Below are 16,780 nucleotides of genomic sequence, written 5' to 3' on the forward strand. Positions count from 1 at the left end.
GCATGAAAATACAGTCGATTGAAACGTATCCGGTAGCGGTTCCTTTACATACCCCGTTCAAAACGGCTTTACGCACGGTCACCGTAGCAGAGTCCATTTACGTGAAAGTGACGGGGGAGGATGGGACTACAGGGTGGGGAGAAGCTCCGCCAACGGTTGTCATTACCGGGGAGAGTTTAACAAGCATTGCTCACACGATAAATAAAATCATCACACCGGCTCTTCTGGGTGAGGACATCACGTATAGAGAGGATATTTTCAAAAAACTCCACGGCTCCTGTATTGGGAATACCAGTGCTAAAGCTGCGGTGGATCTAGCTATACATGACCTTTTAGGCAAAATCTATCAACTCCCACTCTATCAATTGCTTGGTGGATCGAAGCGCGAGTTGGAAACCGATTATACGGTCAGTGTCAATGAGCCCGAAGAAATGGCGGATGACGCTGCCCGATATGTCAGCAACGGGTTTAAGGTCTTAAAGGTGAAAGTAGGAAAAGATACGATAGAAAAAGATGTGGAACGGATACAGACCATCCACGAACGGCTAGGTGGAGGGGTACGGATCAGGCTGGATGCGAATCAAGGGTGGTCGCCGAAAGAAGCCATCCAAGCCATCCGGAGAATGGAAGACTGTCATCTTCCTATAGAGTTGGTGGAACAGCCTGTCCATGCTCATGACATCGAAGGTTTGAAACAAGTCACGGATCATACGTACACACCGATCATGGCTGATGAGAGTGTCTTTAGTCCAATTGATGCAAAGCGGATATTGGAAACACGGAGCGCGGATTTGATTAATATCAAGCTAATGAAATCCGGGGGTATTCATGAAGCCGTGAAAATCAATCATCTGGCTGAAACCTATGGAGTGGAATGCATGGTCGGCAGCATGATTGAGACAAAGCTCGGAATCACGGCAGCCGCTCATTTTGCAGCAAGTCAAAACAATGTCACGAGGATTGACTTTGATGCCCCGTTGATGCTGACAGAAGACCCGATTGTAGGAGGAGTCCAGTATGATAAAGCCCGGCTTACGTTTTCGGAAGGTGACGGGTTGGGGCTGGTCAACGTTAATACCGAACAGACGGTGAACATATAAAAATAAATCTATCCAAGGAGGTCAATGGATGACACATACAAATCAAAACCATGAGAAGAGAGTGGTGCGCGTTCCTGTAGCTACTCTTTGGACAGCACCTGATTCTCCCAGGGAAGCGGATCAAATTTCACTCCAGGCATCAGCTTCTATGAAAGATTGGCTGAAGGTATTGGATGACGATCAAAAGCGGGAACTGTGTGATGAGAACCTTGTCCAATCCCAACTGCTGTTAGGCGAAGAAGTCTGGATTGACGAGAGGGTGGCTGACTGGGCAAAAGTCGTCGTTCCCTCCCAGGCTTCCATGAAAGACAAACGGGGCTATCCTGGATATATTCCTGTAAGTCAGCTGGTCAAACCAAAGGAAGCGGACTGGCATTCTGAAAAGTGGGCGGTTGTACATAAGAAGCAAGCGTGGCTTTACAATGGAGCAGAAGAAGCGCTTATGGAAGTCAGTTATCTAACGTCCCTTCCTGTCATCGAGGAAAACGATACCTTAGTCAAAGTTCTTTATCCGGATGGGGTCGGGTATTTTGTTTCAGAAGACGTTCTGGTACAAAAGAAAGAGGATAAAAAAGCAAAAGGAACCGGGAAAGACCTCATCCGTTCAGGAGAAGCATTCGTAGGGCTTCCTTATTTTTGGGGAGGAATGAGTGCTTTCGGATACGACTGCTCAGGCTTTGCCTATAACATCCATAAAGCCTTTCACTACGAAATTCCAAGAGATGCGACAGATCAAGCCAAAGGTGGTAAAAACGTGCCCTTGAACGATCTTCAAATGGGGGATCTCCTGTTCTTTGCTTACGAAGAAGGAAAAGGGAGCATCCATCACGTCGGTTTTTACTACGGGGACAACAAGATGCTTCATTCACCCAACGTTGGAAAGAGTATTGAAATCATTGATTTGGAAGGAACCGTATACGAAAAAGAGTTATGTGTCGCAAGAAGATACTGGAGTGAGACGGAGGGATCCTCATGAGCCTGCACAAGACCCTTGAAGTGAAAGATCTGAAAAAGCATTTTAAGATGGGGAAAGGAAAATCTTTGAAAGCTGTCGATGGTGTCAGCTTTGACTTGTACAAAGGAGAGACGCTTGGACTTGTCGGAGAGTCCGGTTGTGGGAAGTCGACAACAGGGCGCACGATCATGAACCTCTACGAAAAAACAAGTGGAGAAGTCCTTTTTGAAGGGAAGAGTGTCCACGACCGTACACCGAAAGAACAATTTCATTTAAAACGACAGATGCAAATGATTTTTCAGGACCCTTATGCATCCTTGAACCCACGTTCAACCGTATCCGAAATCATTCTTGAACCGATGGAAATACACGGTCTTTTTTCTTCCGATAAGGAAAGGATGGAACGTGTTTACGAGCTGCTTGAAGAAGTGGGATTGAATCGTGACCATGCCAACCGTTACCCTCACGAATTCAGTGGGGGACAGCGACAGCGGATTGGCATTGCACGCGCATTGGCACTCGACCCTGAAATCATCATCGCAGATGAGCCGATTTCTGCCCTGGATGTATCGGTCCAAGCGCAGGTGGTCAATTTACTGGAGCGGCTTCAGGAAGAAAAAGGCCTGACGTATCTGTTCATTGCCCATGATCTTTCTATGGTGCAGCATATCTCGGATCGGATTGGTGTCATGTACCTCGGTCACTTAGTCGAGTTAACGAGCAGTGACCGGTTATATGATCATCCTCTTCATCCCTATACCCAAGCTCTTCTATCCGCCATTCCTATTCCGGACCCGGATATCGAAGATCAAAGGGAACAAGTGATTATTGAGGGAGAAATACCAAGCCCGATCGACCCTCCTAGTGGCTGTGTATTCCGGACGCGCTGTCCTTTCGCGATGGATGTTTGCAGCGATCAAGCTCCTGTATGGCAGGAAGTCGGGGAAGGTCACCAAGTCGCCTGTCACTTGTATGATGATACAGTCGTCGGCCCATCCGAAAGAAAAAAGAAGAAGGAAGAAATGAAAGTGAATATTCGGTCGTTCTAAAAGCATGCCCCTCAAGAGGCATGCTTTTTTTTGAAAAAAGAATAGAAAACTCGAAACTCCTTCAAAGGAATATTTTCATATTAATACCCCGCGTGGTAACATGGTAGAATCAGTAGAGAAGTGAGCAGGTGAATAAAATGAAACCAATCATAAAGACAGGCGTAAAGGAAAACATCTTTTCTTTTTCCCTCCTCGTACTCGTGAATTTCTTTGTGGGGTCCATGGTTGGATTAGAACGCACGATTCTGCCCACTATTGGTGAAGAAGTTTACGGAATAGCTTCTACAAGTGCCGCGCTTTCTTTTATCGTAAGCTTCGGTTTTTCGAAAGCAATCATGAACTTTTTCGCTGGAACCATGGCAGATCGGTGGGGGAGGAAACGCGTGCTATTAGGTGGTTGGGCGTTCGGTCTGGTTGTCCCTCTCCTTGTTATCTTCGCGGAAGCCTGGTGGATGATCGTCGTGGCAAACATCTTTCTTGGGATGAACCAGGCCCTGACGTGGTCGATGACCGTCAATATGAAAGTAGACCTTGCAAAACCAGAACAAAGAGGTTTGGCCGTCGGTTTTAATGAATTTGCCGGGTACATTGGTGTCGCCGTCATGGCTGCTGTTTCAGGGTACGTGGCTTCTCAATATTCACTCACACCGGAACCTTTCTATATCGGGATTGTCATCGTTATCGCAGGTTTTTGCCTATCATGGTTCGCAGAGGACACAGAAAAGTATGTCCAAAGCCAACGAGTGAAGAAAAACACAACGGATGCTTCATCTACAAAAGAAGTCTTCCTGCAAACGACTTGGAAGAATAAAAACTTATCCAGCAACAGTCTTGCTGGTCTTACGACGAACTTGAAGGATGGCATGGCGTGGGGACTGTTTCCTATTTTCTTGAGTGCTGGTGGTCTCAGTGTCGGACAGGTAGGCACAGTGGTCGCCATATATCCGGCGTCCTGGGGATTCTTTCAACTGTTCACAGGCATTTGGAGTGACAAAATAGGCAGGAAGAAACTGATTGTTTCAGGAATGTTCCTTCAAGGGCTTTCTCTATGGTTTATTCTCATCGTTCAAACATACGCCATGTGGCTGGCCGGTTCCCTTTTCTTAGGCATCGGCACGGCGATGGTTTATCCAACGATCCTTGCTTCGATCAGTGATGTTGCGCGTCCGGAATGGAGGGCCACTTCCATGGGGATCTATCGCTTTTGGCGTGACAGCGGATATGCGTTCGGAGCGATTCTTGCAGGAGTCTTTGCGGATGTCTTATCTGTTCCATGGGCCATCGGGTTGGTGGGGGCGCTCCCGATTTTATCTGGAATCCTATCCCTATTCAGAATGGATGAAACCTTACATCTTAAGGAATAAAAAAGAGGAAAGCATAGACGCGACGCTATGCTTCCCTCTTTTTTTATTTTTTACGGTCATGCAGACGATCTTCTTCTTCCGTTTCAAGCATCCCGTAATCGCCGTTCATCGCCTGTTCATCCTGATCGACACCCAGGTCGTTCGTAATGGGATTCCTCGGCTGCTTTTCTTCTTTCCGCGGTTTGTTGCGTTTGGTATTCTTCTCCATTCCGACACCTCCTGTTTTAGCTTGCCTGAAAAGGGGAGGTGTTATTCGACTTGGACAATCTTTCCGAGAATTTCGTTGGCCACGTTTTGACCACTCAGGACGACCATCGGAGATCCACCGCCCGGGTGCGTACTACCTCCGCAAAACCAGAGACCATCAAGGTCCTGGGATTTGTTGAAAGGCCTCATGAAGGCTTGGGACCTTCGGTTGGAAGAAGGTCCATACAGGGATCCGCGATAGGCGCCGAAATGATTGTGGATGTCAGCGGGATCCCACACTTTTTCGACCTGGAGATGACTCTTGACGGGCACGCCCGCGTCCTCGAGCCGATCATAGATGTGGTTTTTATAGGCGTGCTTGTCATACCCGCCTTTTTGCTTGAGAGCGGGAGCGTTGACGAGGATGAAACAGTTATCCCCTTGAGTGGAGACAGAGTAATCGGATTTGGACGAAGTACAGATATAAATCGTGGGATCATCGGCGTAATAGCCATTCTTTAGCACACGGAATTCTTTTTTATAGTCGCTTGAGAAAAACAAATGATGGTGCTTCAAACGGCTGAGTTTCGTATCCAGGCCTGCAATAATGACAAAAGCTGAAATAGACGGGTCGTAGCCTTTCAGCTTTCGATCGCTCATTGACCGTCTCGCTTCTGGATCGACCAACTCCGGTACAGCATGGAGCAGGTCGCCATTCAAGATCACATGGTCCGCTTCGAAACGCTCGCCGTCACCTGTTTCTACACCCGTCACTCTTTCATTTTCGTGAAGGATACGAGTGACTTTGGTTCCACTGTACAGCCGTACCCCGACATTCTCAGCCGCTTTAACGAACCGATCCGCAATCCTTGTGTTGCCCCCACGTACAAAGTAAACCCCATCATTCCACTCAAGATGGGCGATCATACTGAACGTGGCTGGTGCTTGATAAGGATTGGAGCCGATATAGGTAGAATAGCGGTTCAAGGCCTGAATCACTTTCGGGTTTGAAAAATACCGCTTGAAAAAGTGATCCATCGACTCAAGCGGACGTACCTTCGTCATGCTTTTCGCAAGGGTGGGGGAAAGGTAGTCGGTCCACCCATTGAAGGTCCGGTGTAAAAAGTGCTTTTGAGACAGGTTGTACAAGCGTTCGATTTCTATAAGAAAGTCTTCATACATTACATGCCCTTTGGGATCTACCTTTCCAAGCTGCTGTTTCATATATCCCTGGTCTGTGGAAAAATCAAAGGTCGTCCCATCGTGAAACTCATTTCTCGTATGTGTGACGATTTTCGCAAAAGGAAGCTCTTCCCGCGGATTGAGTCCTCCCTGCCGGATGACGTCCTGAAACACTTCAGGCATCGTAATCGTATTGGGACCAAAATCAAAATGAAATCCACCTTCGTCGACGCTCATCATTTTTCCGCCAAAATGATCGTTTTTTTCGAACAGCCGTACATCAGCTCCGTGCTTAGCGAGGGTGACCGCAGCCGATAATCCGCCGAGTCCACCTCCGATGATGGCCACTTTCATTGATAGTACCTCCCTTTCCATTGGTATTTTTCTCCTCGTTTATGAACGAACATCGATGCCACCATGATGGCTATCAACAGTACCACAGCTACTGGTAAAAGGAAGGACAGCCACAAGGGATGCCCCGTCCTTGCATCCACATACATTTTGAATGCAACCGTCAAAAGATAGGGGAGAACCAAGGCATAATCTCCGGTTACGAGTCCAACGATCGCGATTGCGGCGGGAGTTAAGAACACAACCGCATAGAATATAGTCAAAAATACGACCATGCCAGCAGATCGACCGATCCCTGTGTACACATTCTTTTTAAAGCCTTCCCATGTCTCTTTACCTGAGTCGTACATGTAGGAAAGGACCGATTCTGTAATGTTAGCGAGAATCATCTTGTATCCGTGTTTTTTCACTTCTCTAGCAATATGTACGTCTTCGACAAGAGAGCTTTTGACAGATCCATGACCTCCGATGGCTTCATATGCTTTCCGATCAATCATAATAAAAATCCCGCAAGCAGCGGTGAACATCGGCTTCGTCGTCCGGTTGGCAACGAATAAAGGAAGGTGAAGCAGCACAACCATATGCTGAAGCGGGACGAGCATATGACTGAGAAAGTTGGCATTCGGGTAATTCGGAAATCCGCTTAACATGCTCGCCTTCTTCTCCTGCATCATGGCGAGCGTTTGTTGAATGATGCCAGGGGCGACACGCGCATCAGCATCCAGGAATAAATAATACTCACCATTGGCAGCCTGTGAGAGCTGGTGACAGGCATGGACTTTGCCGTTCCAATCTTCAGGCAGCTCCTTACCCTGAATGATCGTGAAGCGTCCATCATCTCTGACCTGTTCGTTCAATTTTTCGAAGGTGCCATCTTCCGAATGATCATCCAGCAGGATCACTTCCACATCAGGATAGGTAAGCGCGCGGAGGGAATGGATCAATCCTTCCACATTGTCCGCTTCATTTCTTAACGGTACGAGCAGCGAAACGGAGGGCGTTTCTCCGAGCTTTCTATTGGCTGATAATGGGTAGAGGAAGAAGCTGTTAACAATGGTCCACACATTCAAAACGATCGTGATGATGAAGACGATAAAAAAGAATGACATGACGTATCCTCCTTTCTCTTACAACTTTTTAAAGGTGTGAAGATTTTCTTCTATGACGTCCATGCGTAATTCATCCAGCTGTTGGGTGGCCTTGTTTTCAAAATACCGTGTTCTTTCTTTTCTGGAGAGTGTCCCGTAGTCCTCTCTAGGGAGGGTTTCTCCCAGCCGTATGTAGGCATTCGGCTTTTTCGTGTGCTCAAGGGCATAGTATAGGGAAACAGGCACGACATTGATGTCCGGGCAACGCTGGGTGAGGTAACTGACTCCTGAAAAAAATTCAAGCGGTCTTTTCTCGAGTGGCTGTTCATTCCCCTGAGGAAAGATCCACACCGTTCTCCCCTCCTCAAGCAAACGGGTACTGTATTGCAAGGATTGCACGAGGTGACGGCGATCCTCGCCATTCACAGAAAATGCTCCAATTCTCCTGAAAAATGGAAAGCGCTCGATGCCTTCTTCATGCATCATGCCATAGCCGTCTGATTTCACAAGTCGATCGTTGATATAAAAGATGAAAAGGGGATCCCACCATGTTGAATGATTGATAAGAAACAGAGTCTTCTCATCAGGTACAGAAGATGGATGTTGAATTTTAATGTGGTTGAAATGATAGTTTAAAAACAACCGATTGAAGCGGGTGAATCCCCACTCGATCCATGACGTTTTACGTGCGGGTTGAAACATTTGATCTCCTCCAAAAATACAAGCCATACCATAATAGGGTAAGAGCACTCACGAACATAATCGCCCCGTATAATTGGCCGGTAAACGCAATGCACAGAAACAGGAAGATGATTAGGCCGAACGTCAGGACCATCCTCCCTGGCCAAGGGGGAACGCTTCGATTTTCCATGTCCCGATGCATGAACAGGAAAATGAGGTGAAACAGGGCAGCCAGGACAAACCAGCCAAAGAAGTTGGAAAACGGGATATCGTAATAAAAGCCAGGATCTTCCCAAATCCAATATTCTTTCACTTTGAAAGAAACCGGATCGAGAATAAGGTCCATGGTCACCGCAGCTAACGCACCGGTAACAACGAAAATGAACCGGCTCGTCCAAGGATTCCATCCACTCGACAACACCCTTGCCAACTCATGGGAACATCCGATGATTAAAAGCCAGGCGAATCCGATGGTAATCGGTGTATCCGCAATTTTCAATCCGAAGTTTTCTGTGTAATGGTAGGCTCCGAATAAGAAATTGTATTTCACACCCAAGTGTTCCACATAGATACTAACGACAATAATGATCAGGCTGTAGATGATTCCACGCCAAACGCCGTACATCTTCATAAAATAAATCCCAGCCACGACCCCGGCGGTTATCAAAAAAACGCTGTTCGCCCATTCAAGCCAAGGGGGAAGCCAGTCGAACGTTACTAAAAACACTCCGCATATGTACCAAAAAATAAAAAAACGGAAGATATACGTTGCCATAGGACACCTCTTTCCAATACGATTTTTGAAACTTATGTATAAAATCATCATACCTCATCCGAAAGTAAAATAAACGAAAAAAGCCCTATGAGCGATCCATAGGGCTTGGTGTATTATTGATGGGCAAGCCTTCCTCTTCTGTGAGGGAGTTTGGTTCCTTGTTTTTTAAGCATTGGTACAACCCAGCGGTCTAATCCATAGCGACCGGCATTGGCCCCGGCGACGAGGATAAAGATTGTGAGCAGCACCATTTGCGGGTTTGTGCTGACTGTTCCGCTGAATAAGAAAGCGAAATTCATGAGAATGCCACCGAAAGCAGCTACGTTCGTGAATAATCCTAAGATAAGTGCAATCCCTACGAGAACTTCTCCCCACATGACAAGGAAAGCGAAAAACTCATGGTTTGGTAAGGCGAATTGTTCAAGGAACGCGGCCCACCAGCCCTGGACAGCCGGATGTGCTCCTTCTGCTTTCGCAATCGCTCCATTCAGAAAACCACTCACTTCAAATCCGCCCGTGATTTTTCCGATGCCGGCGGTCAGCCAGGTGTACCCCAGATATACGCGGAAGACGGTCAGGATCATTGCAACGATCTTGTTGTTTCGTAATAATTCATTCAACATGTTAATCACTCCTTATTAAAAGATTGTTCACCATTTCACATGATGTCATGTAAGAAGGTTTCTTTCTTACAATTCAAGTATAAGTGTAGGAGGTAAGTTTATCCATAAATTGTTCACTATTTCACAATCTGTTCAATTTGTTATGTCAGGAATGTGAAAAATGGAGTGTTTCTATTTACTTTTCAGGGAAAGATAAAAATATTCAAGGATTAGGGGACTACCAAAGCAAACGCTTTAAATATTTGCTATGATAGAGAGGAAAGAGGGGTGGAACAGAGATGGAGATTGTCATGTTTTTTGTAAGTATTATTGTAATGTTAGGACTCATAGGATTAACGATTTTTGATAACGGTTGATACTTAATGAAAAAGCGTCAGGGGAAGGAGCCACTTCAGGTTCCTTCCCCTGACGCTTTTTTTAATCAGAGACTTTTATTATAAAAAAACGCGAACCATTGACACTTTTTTCTCTTCTCCTTCGATTATAGAAGTGAGAGGAGGTGAAGCAGATGGCCGTAAATACTTTAAAAGTAGATAGTCGCTTGCAGCTTGTCTTTTCAACAGGAACAGATGAAGACGGAAACATGATCCTCAAACGAAAATCTTTCAACAACATTAAAACAGATGCCACTGATGAACAATTGCATGAAGTATCGATCGCTGTATCTCCGTTACAGCAGCACATTTTAGTTGATATCGCTCGTGATGACCGCTCAGTTTTGACGGAATCATAATTTCGAAGGAGGAGAGTAAATGAAAAAGCTGGAGTTGAAATTTTTAAATGAAGAAGGCAAAACCATAACGATCAGCCTGGATGATCCAGTAGAGCCTGTCGATCCTGCCCAGGTCAATGCAGCGATGGACGCCATTCTTGCCCATAATTGCTTCTATTCTAACGGGGGAGACCTTGTTGAGAAGAAAGAAGCACGTATCGTCGAACGCAACGTCTTCGATATTACCATCTAAATGAAAGAGCCGCTATCCAAAAGTAGCGGCTCTTTTTAGCAAAAACACCCATGATCAGTTATTCATGGGTGTGGCAGGATCTGGGAGGCTCCGTTTCGAGACTTTTATGGAGTGGATGGGGCTGCAGGGAATAACTCGCTTTCCGCGGGAGTGCGTTCTCGGACTACGTTCTATGGGGTCTCACCGTCCTATCTCCCACGAGAGTCTCGCAGCTTCCCAAACATACCTTTCGATGGAAGGGGGAGGGGGGAAACGAACCCCTGTACCAAGTTGGGTAGCCTATCGCTATTCAACTGCTAGAGGTGTGAAGACTCTGAATTTAAGCTCTTACGTGCTGGGGAGGTGTTGTAATTATCCACTGTCCATTATCAAACGAGCTGACTTTTAGTAGTGGTTTCGAGAATCTCCCATGGCAAAGGGCGGAGGGGAAACGGTGAGACTCCTATGGGACGTGTGGGACAGGTGAGACCCCGGAAGGCGTAGCCTGAGGAGGCTCACCGCCCGCCATGGAAAGCGAACCTTTTCCCGGAGCCACTAAAACCACACAACCGTCTCGAAACTGAGTCTTCAAGAAAAGGAACTTATCTAAAATACAGGAGAAGAGGTGAAAGGATGGGGATGGATGCGTGGATTTCGATTTTAGCGGATGTTGGTTTCCCTGTAGCGGTGACGTTTTACTTGCTGCACCGGGTAGAAGGGAAGCTAGATCAACTGATTGAAACACTACATCAACTGCCGGAGAAAATCGTGCCGACTAAATGAAACTTAAACGAGAAGAACATACGACCCGCTAGTCATGACTGGCGGGTCGTTCTTGTGTTTATTTTGTTAGTCCCCATTCATTGAATGGATAGATGATTAATTCGGTACGTCCGATGATTTCTTCTTCCTCGACAAAACCGAGTCCATTCCGGCTGTCTTTACTGATGGAACGGTTATCTCCCATAACGAAATACTTCCCTTTTGGAACTTCGATGGGTCCGAAATCTCTCGTGGCTGACGCAGCGTCTTCCGTCAAGTACTCCTGGGTCTGCTCCTTACCGTTTACATACAATTCATGATTACTGATCTCCACCGTATCTCCCGGCTGGCCGATGACTCGTTTCACATAACTTTTTACTGGTCTTTCAATGATGACGATATCCCCGCGTTCAGGTTCATCTACATAATAAATGATCTTATTAAACATGACGCGTTCCCCGTTTTTCAAAGTCGGGTCCATGCTGGCGCCTTCAACAATGGATGTGGCAAAGAAAAATGTTCGTAATATAAATGCGAGAGTAATGGCAACAGCGATGGCTTTCAACCATTCCAACCATTCTTTTTTGGATTGCTCAGACAAACTCATCTTCCTTTCTAGATGAACATAGAATATCTCATCCTTAATTTTACCATATAGCTACGGAAAGAAAAGGTACGAGGGGAGGCTTTTACGAAATTGTAAACTTTCTTTATAGGCTCTATCTTATTTTATCCCTCTCTGTCGAAATATGAGTACCTTTGCCGATTGTCTTTACAAAAGTATAGAAAATTGAGATAATTTTCTTCGTGCAAGATCTGGATACGAACACACATTCTTTTCCATTTGTTATAAATCGTGTACAATAAGGTAGAACAAGTCAGGAGGTAGTCGATAATGCAAGTGGCCGACAAGGATCCTCGTATTGCTGAATTAGAGTATTTGCGAAAGAAAATGACAAGAGTGGCGTTTGAAAAAGGGTTATCCAGTCCCGAGTCTGTCAAGGTCAGTCAACAACTCGATGCCCTTTTGAATGAAGTACAAAAAAATAAGCCGAATTAAAAGAACTCATGGGACCTGCACCCATGAGTTCTTTTTATGGCTGTATTTCAAGGCCCCTTATGGAAAGCTGATTACGTTTCCTTTCTAACTCTCTCTTTTGAGATGAAGTCTTCCAAACGTTTGAGCCCTTCTTCCAATGTAGCCATGCTGTAGGCGTAGGACATGCGCATATAACCTTTCCCATGTTCTGAAAAAGCATCCCCTGGTACAAGAGCTACTCCTGCTTCCTCCACGAGCTGCACGGCACGCTCGAACGTGGATTTTCCATTCAGCGGAAAGTCGAGGAAAACATAGAAGGCTCCGTCAGGCTGAGCAAATGAGAGGTTCATTTCTTTGAGACGGCTGATGACGAATGCTCTTCTTTCCTTATATGCATCACGCATCGATTCAGCCTCTTTCTTTCCATTTGTCAAAGCCTCAAGGGCCGCGTACTGGCTGATCGAAGTTGCGCAGGAGACGTTGTACTGATGAACTTTCAATAAATGACGGCATAACCAGGAAGGGGCAAGCAGGTACCCGATCCTCCACCCGGTCATACTGTGGGATTTCGAAACCCCGTTTATCACAATCACCTGGTCGCGAACATCGGAAAAGCTTGCAATCGAGGTGTGCGGACGGTCATATACAAGTTCACTGTAAATTTCATCGGCTAACAAGAAGAGGTGGTGCTCTTTGATCACATCCGCAATTCCGGCAAGCTCTGCTTTTGTCAAAGAAACTCCCGTCGGATTTGATGGATAAGGCAGAATAACAGCCTTTGTTTTTGGACTGATCCTTTCTTTAATCTGATCTCCCGTCAATTTGAAGTCGCTCTCACTTGTATCGATAAACACAGGTGTTCCGCCTGCCAGGCGGATGAGCGGCTCATATCCCGGATAAACAGGCCCGGGCAACAGCACTTCATCTCCAGGCTGGATGATGGTCCTAAGGGAAATATCCAGAGCCTGGGAAGCCCCTATGGTGACGATGATTTCATTTTCTGCTTCATAATCGAGTCCATAAGAACTTTTCACGTGCTGCTGGATGGCTTTTCTTAGAGGCAGCATTCCTGCATTATGCGTATAGGTCGTTCGATTATCTTTGATAGCCTGAATCCCTGCTTCTTTCACTGCGGGAGGTGTAGGGAAGTCAGGCTGTCCAATAGTTAATGACACAATGTCTTCATAGTGGGATACCATATTAAAAAAACGGCGGATTCCTGATATTTCAATTTGCTTCACTGTGGGATTGATGAAGTTTTCCAATACGTATTCTCCTTCTTTACATAAAGTTAACAAAATGTTCAAACAATTATCGCGTGTAATTTGTTGAATTTTGTTATAATTTAAAATAAGCCCATGAAAGGAGTTGTATAATGAGAAGTCACAAACGAATTTCCTTTGAAGACTTAGTGGATCGTAACAAGCGACAATTGTTGAACGATCAGGAAGCAATCGAAAAAATCGAACGTCAAATAGATGAAAAACATACAAGAAAAAACGATTCCGATGCTTATGTAAACTGATGATATCACACCAAAAAGCAACCGCATAGAACGGGTTGCTTTTTTTACTTTTCATAAAGAAAATGGCAGAATATAGAGAAAGGAAATAATGAAAAAAGGAAGGTGTTTATATCCTATGGATGATGTCGGTTTAGTACTTGAAGGCGGAGGGATGAGAGGCGCATATACGGCGGGCGTGCTCGATTTCTTCCTTGATGAAGACATTCATATCCCCTATGTGGTCGGAGCATCTGCCGGCGCATGCAATGGCAGCTCTTATGTTGCCAAACAGAGGGGAAGGAATTATGAAGTGATTGTCGAATACGGGGCGCATCCAGAATACATATCGTACAAAAGGATGATTACGAAACGACAGTTGTTTGGGATGGATTTCATATTTGATAAACTTCCGAATCAACTGGTCCCGTTCGATTATGACACGTTCCTTCAACAAAAAACGCGTTTTGTCGTCGGAACGACAGATATGAAAACAGGAGAACCTGTCTTTTACGACCACTTCCCTGACAGGGACAGCCTTCTGAAAGTCATACGCGCTTCAAGCTCCTTGCCGATGGTTGCCCCAAGCATTCAGTATGACGGCAGGGAATTAATGGATGGAGGTATTGCCGACCCCATTCCCATGGAGGCTTCCAAACGGGACGGGAACAAAAAGCATGTCGTCGTTCTTACTCGAAACGATGGATACATCAAGGGAAGGATGAAAGCCGGCTGGTACTTCAACCGTAAGTACAAGCAATTCCCTTTGTTTGCCAAAGCTTTACTGGAAAGGCATATTCGTTATAATCAGCAGCTGCAGAAAGTGAAGGAAGCAGAACAAAATGGAGAGGCGTTCGTCATACGACCGTTAAAGCCTTTGAAAGTGAGCAGAATCGAAAGGAACCGTGATCGTCTGCATAATCTTTATGCTCAAGGGTATGAAGAAGCGGAAGCCCATGCTGCAAGAATGGAACGTTTCCTGCAAGTACGATGATGGCTTTATGGTTTGAAAGGGAGGCGGGAACGATGCTGATAGGCATGGTTGCCGTTACCTTCATGGCTTGTACCCTCATCATTCTTTTGATGAGGGGAAAAATGAAAAGCGCCCTTATGGATGGGTGCTTGCTCGTAGACGTGCACCTTTTAAAGAAACGGAGGAGAGGGAATGAACAGACCTGTTGAAATATGTGAAAGTGTCACGTCAGAATTAGAAAAACATAGAGATGAAGATCAACGCATCCCTATGGAGAACTACATGAAGAATCACTACCCTTTCTTCGGAATTAAAGCCCCCGAGCGAAAACAAATCCTCGCACCATTGTTGAAAAACTACAAAGATATCACGGAAGAGGAGCGTCTGGAAACAGCGGTTCTGCTTTTTGAGAAACCGGAAAGAGAATGTCACTACGCGGCTCTCGCTTTACTTGAAAAAGGGATCAAAAAAGCACCGGAAAACAGTATTGATACTTACAAGCAACTGCTTATGACGAAACCTTGGTGGGACACGGTCGATATGATCGCTTCCACTTTGTGCGGGGGCTACTTCCTTCGATACGAAGATAAACTTCGCCCATACACAGAAGAGTGGAGACAGTCCGATCACCTATGGGTCAGACGTTCCAGCGTCCTGCATCAGTTGAAATATAAGGAAAAGACAGATGCTCCACTCCTTTTCGAAACGATCGATGCCCTCAAGCATGAAAAAGAGTTTTTTATTGAAAAAGCAATCGGATGGGCCCTTCGTGAATACAGCAAAACGGATGCACGGGCGGTTATGGATTACCTCGAACGGAATGAAGTGCGGCCTTTGAGCCGAAGAGAAGGATTGAAATGGCTGAAAAGCAAACATCCAGAGCTTTTAGAAAGGTGAAGTTTAATCCTTTCGAACCTTGTTCATAATGGTACAAAAAGAACAAGGAGCGGAAGAAGATGAATATTATGGATTGGTTCGATCCCTCGTTTTTAAAAGAGACCATTAGCTGGCTTGATCATGATCTATTGGGTGTTTTTGGCCTGAAGCCTGAGTATGTTCAATTCTCGCTCGTTTTTTTGTTCATGCTGTCCCTGATGTGGGTGGTCAAGCCGGTCATCGAATGGATGATGCTGAATCATTGGAAGACTCTATCCAGCTATGTGACTAGTAGTCTTCTCGCAGTGGTCTTCCTTCAGCTTGTCGATCGATACGCCATGTCTGATACGACTTCAACGCTGCCCGCTTCCTACTGGTCGGTCTGTCTGCTCGCCATCAGCAGCTTCGGTTTGGTTTACGTTACCATTACGTGGATGCGTAAGCTCTACGTACGTTTATCGAAACGAAGCAAAAGAAAAGCAGCTTGATTTTGAAACTTTCTCTTTCCTGAATCGTAGAATAGGTGAGAAACGGGAATAGAGGAGGAACATCATGGAAATTGGCATCTTATTTCTCATTTTTCTGATCTTTGGTGGCGGGTTGCTGGTATTGAATATTCTAACGAGTGTATGGGCGTATCGTGATTCTGTCCGCAAAGGAAGAAGCACCGCCTACAGTCTCGTTGTCCTTATCGCAACATTATTCTTCCCCTTAGTCGGGCTGATTGTTTATCTTATCATAAGAAATGATTAAAAAAAGAGCGGGCCTCCCGCTCTTTTTTTGCGCTCTTCGTTATTAAACTAAATGGCAGGATTGTGGAAGACTCAGAAGACTCAGAAGACTCAGTTTCGAGACTTTCCGGGGTTCGTTGCCCGGGTTGAGCGTCAGGGATGGCTGGGAAGCTACTCGCTTTCCTGCGGGGATGACGGCAAGCCTCCTCGTGCTTCGCACTGTGGGGTCTTGCCAGCCAATCCATTCCCGCGGGAGTCTCGCAGCTTCCCAACCACCCCATTCGACGTATGAGTGTAACGAACCCCTCTACCAAGTTTGATGGTCTTCTACTATCCAACTGTTAGGGGGAAAAGCGCTCTGGATTAGGCTTTTCTGTGCTAGGGGAGGCGTTCTTTCATCCATTTCTAATAATCATACGAGCTGTCCTTATCGTAGTGGTTTCGAGAACCTTTTATGATAAAGGGGCGGAGGGGAATGGCGAGACTCCTGCGGGAAAAAAGTGCTTGGTGAGACCCCACAGGACGCAGTCCGAGGAGGCTCACCGCGCTCCCGCGGAAAGCGAGCTATTCCCCGCAGCCCGATCCACCCAACAAAAGTCT

The 16,780-nt window shown here is 45.9% G+C and carries 21 protein-coding genes; 13 read left to right on the top strand and 8 right to left on the bottom strand.

All coding sequences use genetic code 11. The features are described from left to right. The first annotated feature begins 2 nt into the window (after positions 1 to 2). From VKA52_RS06745 to VKA52_RS06760, 4 genes are all read left to right on the top strand, one after another. Positions 3 to 1,100 carry a dipeptide epimerase gene (locus VKA52_RS06745; RefSeq protein ID WP_326314691.1) on the top strand — a complete coding sequence of 366 codons (1,098 nt, stop codon included), beginning with the start codon at positions 3 to 5 and terminating at the stop codon, positions 1,098 to 1,100. A gap of 28 nt (positions 1,101 to 1,128) precedes the next feature. Next, on the top strand, positions 1,129 to 2,076 hold the full coding sequence (locus VKA52_RS06750) for a C40 family peptidase (protein ID WP_326314693.1): 948 nt from the start codon (positions 1,129 to 1,131) through the stop codon (positions 2,074 to 2,076). Continuing rightward, positions 2,073 to 3,104 (top strand): ABC transporter ATP-binding protein, encoded by a 1,032-nt coding sequence (locus VKA52_RS06755; RefSeq protein ID WP_326314694.1) that lies wholly within the window; start codon positions 2,073 to 2,075, stop codon positions 3,102 to 3,104. Before VKA52_RS06750 ends, VKA52_RS06755 begins: the two co-directional genes overlap by 4 nt. A gap of 137 nt (positions 3,105 to 3,241) precedes the next feature. After that, the gene (locus VKA52_RS06760) at positions 3,242 to 4,468 is read left to right on the top strand and encodes an MFS transporter (protein ID WP_326314695.1); all 1,227 of its coding nucleotides are present in this window, start codon (positions 3,242 to 3,244) and stop codon (positions 4,466 to 4,468) included. A 43-nt stretch (positions 4,469 to 4,511) separates the two neighbouring features. Here the strand turns inward: VKA52_RS06760 and VKA52_RS06765 are convergent, their stop codons facing one another. The 6 genes from VKA52_RS06765 to VKA52_RS06790 form a co-directional block, all read right to left on the bottom strand. Beyond that, positions 4,512 to 4,676 carry a DUF4021 domain-containing protein gene (locus VKA52_RS06765; protein WP_160912839.1) on the bottom strand — a complete coding sequence of 55 codons (165 nt, stop codon included), beginning with the start codon at positions 4,674 to 4,676 and terminating at the stop codon, positions 4,512 to 4,514. Positions 4,677 to 4,717: 41 nt separating this feature from the next. Next, the gene (locus VKA52_RS06770) at positions 4,718 to 6,190 is read right to left on the bottom strand and encodes a phytoene desaturase family protein (protein ID WP_326314696.1); all 1,473 of its coding nucleotides are present in this window, start codon (positions 6,188 to 6,190) and stop codon (positions 4,718 to 4,720) included. Beyond that, positions 6,187 to 7,296 carry a glycosyltransferase gene (locus VKA52_RS06775; RefSeq protein WP_326314697.1) on the bottom strand — a complete coding sequence of 370 codons (1,110 nt, stop codon included), beginning with the start codon at positions 7,294 to 7,296 and terminating at the stop codon, positions 6,187 to 6,189. Before VKA52_RS06775 ends, VKA52_RS06770 begins: the two co-directional genes overlap by 4 nt. 18 nt (positions 7,297 to 7,314) lie before the next feature. Continuing rightward, positions 7,315 to 7,977 carry a lysophospholipid acyltransferase family protein gene (locus VKA52_RS06780; RefSeq protein ID WP_326314698.1) on the bottom strand — a complete coding sequence of 221 codons (663 nt, stop codon included), beginning with the start codon at positions 7,975 to 7,977 and terminating at the stop codon, positions 7,315 to 7,317. Then, on the bottom strand, positions 7,958 to 8,731 hold the full coding sequence (locus VKA52_RS06785) for a carotenoid biosynthesis protein (RefSeq protein ID WP_326314700.1): 774 nt from the start codon (positions 8,729 to 8,731) through the stop codon (positions 7,958 to 7,960). The genes VKA52_RS06780 and VKA52_RS06785 overlap by 20 nt, the downstream gene beginning before the upstream one ends. Before the next feature lie 113 nt (positions 8,732 to 8,844). Then, positions 8,845 to 9,354: a DoxX family protein gene (locus VKA52_RS06790; protein ID WP_326314701.1), complete on the bottom strand. Its 510-nt coding sequence runs from the start codon at positions 9,352 to 9,354 to the stop codon at positions 8,845 to 8,847. A 508-nt stretch (positions 9,355 to 9,862) separates the two neighbouring features. Here VKA52_RS06790 and VKA52_RS06795 point away from each other — a divergent pair. From VKA52_RS06795 to VKA52_RS06805, 3 genes are all read left to right on the top strand, one after another. Further along, the gene (locus VKA52_RS06795) at positions 9,863 to 10,087 is read left to right on the top strand and encodes a DUF1659 domain-containing protein (protein ID WP_326314702.1); all 225 of its coding nucleotides are present in this window, start codon (positions 9,863 to 9,865) and stop codon (positions 10,085 to 10,087) included. 19 nt (positions 10,088 to 10,106) lie between these two features. Beyond that, entirely contained in the window at positions 10,107 to 10,319 is a 213-nt protein-coding gene (locus VKA52_RS06800; protein WP_326314704.1) for a DUF2922 domain-containing protein, read from the top strand. 618 nt (positions 10,320 to 10,937) lie between these two features. After that, positions 10,938 to 11,081, top strand: a complete 144-nt coding sequence (locus VKA52_RS06805) for a YvrJ family protein (RefSeq protein WP_160913782.1) — start codon at positions 10,938 to 10,940, stop codon at positions 11,079 to 11,081. A gap of 58 nt (positions 11,082 to 11,139) precedes the next feature. On the opposite strand, the gene lepB is transcribed toward VKA52_RS06805, so the two are convergent. Further along, a complete protein-coding gene (gene lepB / locus VKA52_RS06810; protein ID WP_326314705.1) occupies positions 11,140 to 11,661 on the bottom strand; it encodes a signal peptidase I in 522 nt (173 codons plus the stop codon). A 294-nt stretch (positions 11,662 to 11,955) separates the two neighbouring features. On the opposite strand from lepB, the gene VKA52_RS06815 reads away from it, so the two are divergent. Next, positions 11,956 to 12,120, top strand: coding sequence for an aspartyl-phosphate phosphatase Spo0E family protein (locus VKA52_RS06815; RefSeq protein ID WP_160913784.1), 165 nt, complete (start codon positions 11,956 to 11,958; stop codon positions 12,118 to 12,120). A 71-nt stretch (positions 12,121 to 12,191) separates the two neighbouring features. Here VKA52_RS06815 and VKA52_RS06820 read toward each other — a convergent pair whose 3' ends face one another. After that, positions 12,192 to 13,364 (bottom strand): aminotransferase A, encoded by a 1,173-nt coding sequence (locus tag VKA52_RS06820; RefSeq protein ID WP_326314706.1) that lies wholly within the window; start codon positions 13,362 to 13,364, stop codon positions 12,192 to 12,194. A gap of 110 nt (positions 13,365 to 13,474) precedes the next feature. Between VKA52_RS06820 and VKA52_RS06825 the strand changes: the two genes are divergently transcribed. The 5 genes from VKA52_RS06825 to VKA52_RS06845 all read left to right on the top strand — a co-directional run bounded on the left by VKA52_RS06825 (position 13,475) and on the right by VKA52_RS06845 (position 16,202). Then, on the top strand, positions 13,475 to 13,624 hold the full coding sequence (locus VKA52_RS06825; RefSeq protein WP_089654755.1) for an FbpB family small basic protein: 150 nt from the start codon (positions 13,475 to 13,477) through the stop codon (positions 13,622 to 13,624). 115 nt (positions 13,625 to 13,739) lie between these two features. Then, positions 13,740 to 14,594 (top strand): patatin-like phospholipase family protein, encoded by an 855-nt coding sequence (locus VKA52_RS06830; RefSeq protein ID WP_326314707.1) that lies wholly within the window; start codon positions 13,740 to 13,742, stop codon positions 14,592 to 14,594. 171 nt (positions 14,595 to 14,765) lie between these two features. Beyond that, positions 14,766 to 15,470 carry a DNA alkylation repair protein gene (locus VKA52_RS06835; protein WP_326314708.1) on the top strand — a complete coding sequence of 235 codons (705 nt, stop codon included), beginning with the start codon at positions 14,766 to 14,768 and terminating at the stop codon, positions 15,468 to 15,470. A 59-nt stretch (positions 15,471 to 15,529) separates the two neighbouring features. After that, the gene (locus tag VKA52_RS06840; RefSeq protein ID WP_160912862.1) at positions 15,530 to 15,937 is read left to right on the top strand and encodes a hypothetical protein; all 408 of its coding nucleotides are present in this window, start codon (positions 15,530 to 15,532) and stop codon (positions 15,935 to 15,937) included. Between the two features lie 64 nt (positions 15,938 to 16,001). Then, on the top strand, positions 16,002 to 16,202 hold the full coding sequence (locus tag VKA52_RS06845) for a PLDc N-terminal domain-containing protein (RefSeq protein WP_160912864.1): 201 nt from the start codon (positions 16,002 to 16,004) through the stop codon (positions 16,200 to 16,202). Positions 16,203 to 16,780: the final 578 nt, after the last annotated feature.

It is taken from the genome of Halobacillus sp. HZG1, assembly GCF_035818575.1.
Classification (GTDB): Bacteria; Bacillota; Bacilli; order Bacillales; family Halobacillaceae; genus Halobacillus; species Halobacillus litoralis.

Bases quoted from the DNA above. Each gene is read 5' to 3' on its own strand.
- VKA52_RS06765 (WP_160912839.1), bottom strand. From the start codon at position 4,676: ATGGAGAAGAATACCAAACGCAACAAACCGCGGAAAGAAGAAAAGCAG.
- VKA52_RS06770 (WP_326314696.1), bottom strand. From the start codon at position 6,190: ATGAAAGTGGCCATCATCGGAGGTGGACTCGGCGGATTATCGGCTGCG.
- VKA52_RS06760 (WP_326314695.1), top strand. From the start codon at position 3,242: ATGAAACCAATCATAAAGACAGGCGTAAAGGAAAACATCTTTTCTTTT.
- VKA52_RS06745 (WP_326314691.1), top strand. From the start codon at position 3: ATGAAAATACAGTCGATTGAAACGTATCCGGTAGCGGTTCCTTTACAT.
- VKA52_RS06845 (WP_160912864.1), top strand. From the start codon at position 16,002: ATGGAAATTGGCATCTTATTTCTCATTTTTCTGATCTTTGGTGGCGGG.
- VKA52_RS06790 (WP_326314701.1), bottom strand. From the start codon at position 9,354: ATGTTGAATGAATTATTACGAAACAACAAGATCGTTGCAATGATCCTG.
- VKA52_RS06830 (WP_326314707.1), top strand. From the start codon at position 13,740: ATGGATGATGTCGGTTTAGTACTTGAAGGCGGAGGGATGAGAGGCGCA.
- VKA52_RS06795 (WP_326314702.1), top strand. From the start codon at position 9,863: ATGGCCGTAAATACTTTAAAAGTAGATAGTCGCTTGCAGCTTGTCTTT.
- VKA52_RS06825 (WP_089654755.1), top strand. From the start codon at position 13,475: ATGAGAAGTCACAAACGAATTTCCTTTGAAGACTTAGTGGATCGTAAC.
- VKA52_RS06805 (WP_160913782.1), top strand. From the start codon at position 10,938: ATGGATGCGTGGATTTCGATTTTAGCGGATGTTGGTTTCCCTGTAGCG.
- VKA52_RS06750 (WP_326314693.1), top strand. From the start codon at position 1,129: ATGACACATACAAATCAAAACCATGAGAAGAGAGTGGTGCGCGTTCCT.
- VKA52_RS06755 (WP_326314694.1), top strand. From the start codon at position 2,073: ATGAGCCTGCACAAGACCCTTGAAGTGAAAGATCTGAAAAAGCATTTT.
- VKA52_RS06775 (WP_326314697.1), bottom strand. From the start codon at position 7,296: ATGTCATTCTTTTTTATCGTCTTCATCATCACGATCGTTTTGAATGTG.
- VKA52_RS06840 (WP_160912862.1), top strand. From the start codon at position 15,530: ATGAATATTATGGATTGGTTCGATCCCTCGTTTTTAAAAGAGACCATT.
- VKA52_RS06815 (WP_160913784.1), top strand. From the start codon at position 11,956: ATGCAAGTGGCCGACAAGGATCCTCGTATTGCTGAATTAGAGTATTTG.
- VKA52_RS06800 (WP_326314704.1), top strand. From the start codon at position 10,107: ATGAAAAAGCTGGAGTTGAAATTTTTAAATGAAGAAGGCAAAACCATA.
- VKA52_RS06780 (WP_326314698.1), bottom strand. From the start codon at position 7,977: ATGTTTCAACCCGCACGTAAAACGTCATGGATCGAGTGGGGATTCACC.
- VKA52_RS06835 (WP_326314708.1), top strand. From the start codon at position 14,766: ATGAACAGACCTGTTGAAATATGTGAAAGTGTCACGTCAGAATTAGAA.
- VKA52_RS06785 (WP_326314700.1), bottom strand. From the start codon at position 8,731: ATGGCAACGTATATCTTCCGTTTTTTTATTTTTTGGTACATATGCGGA.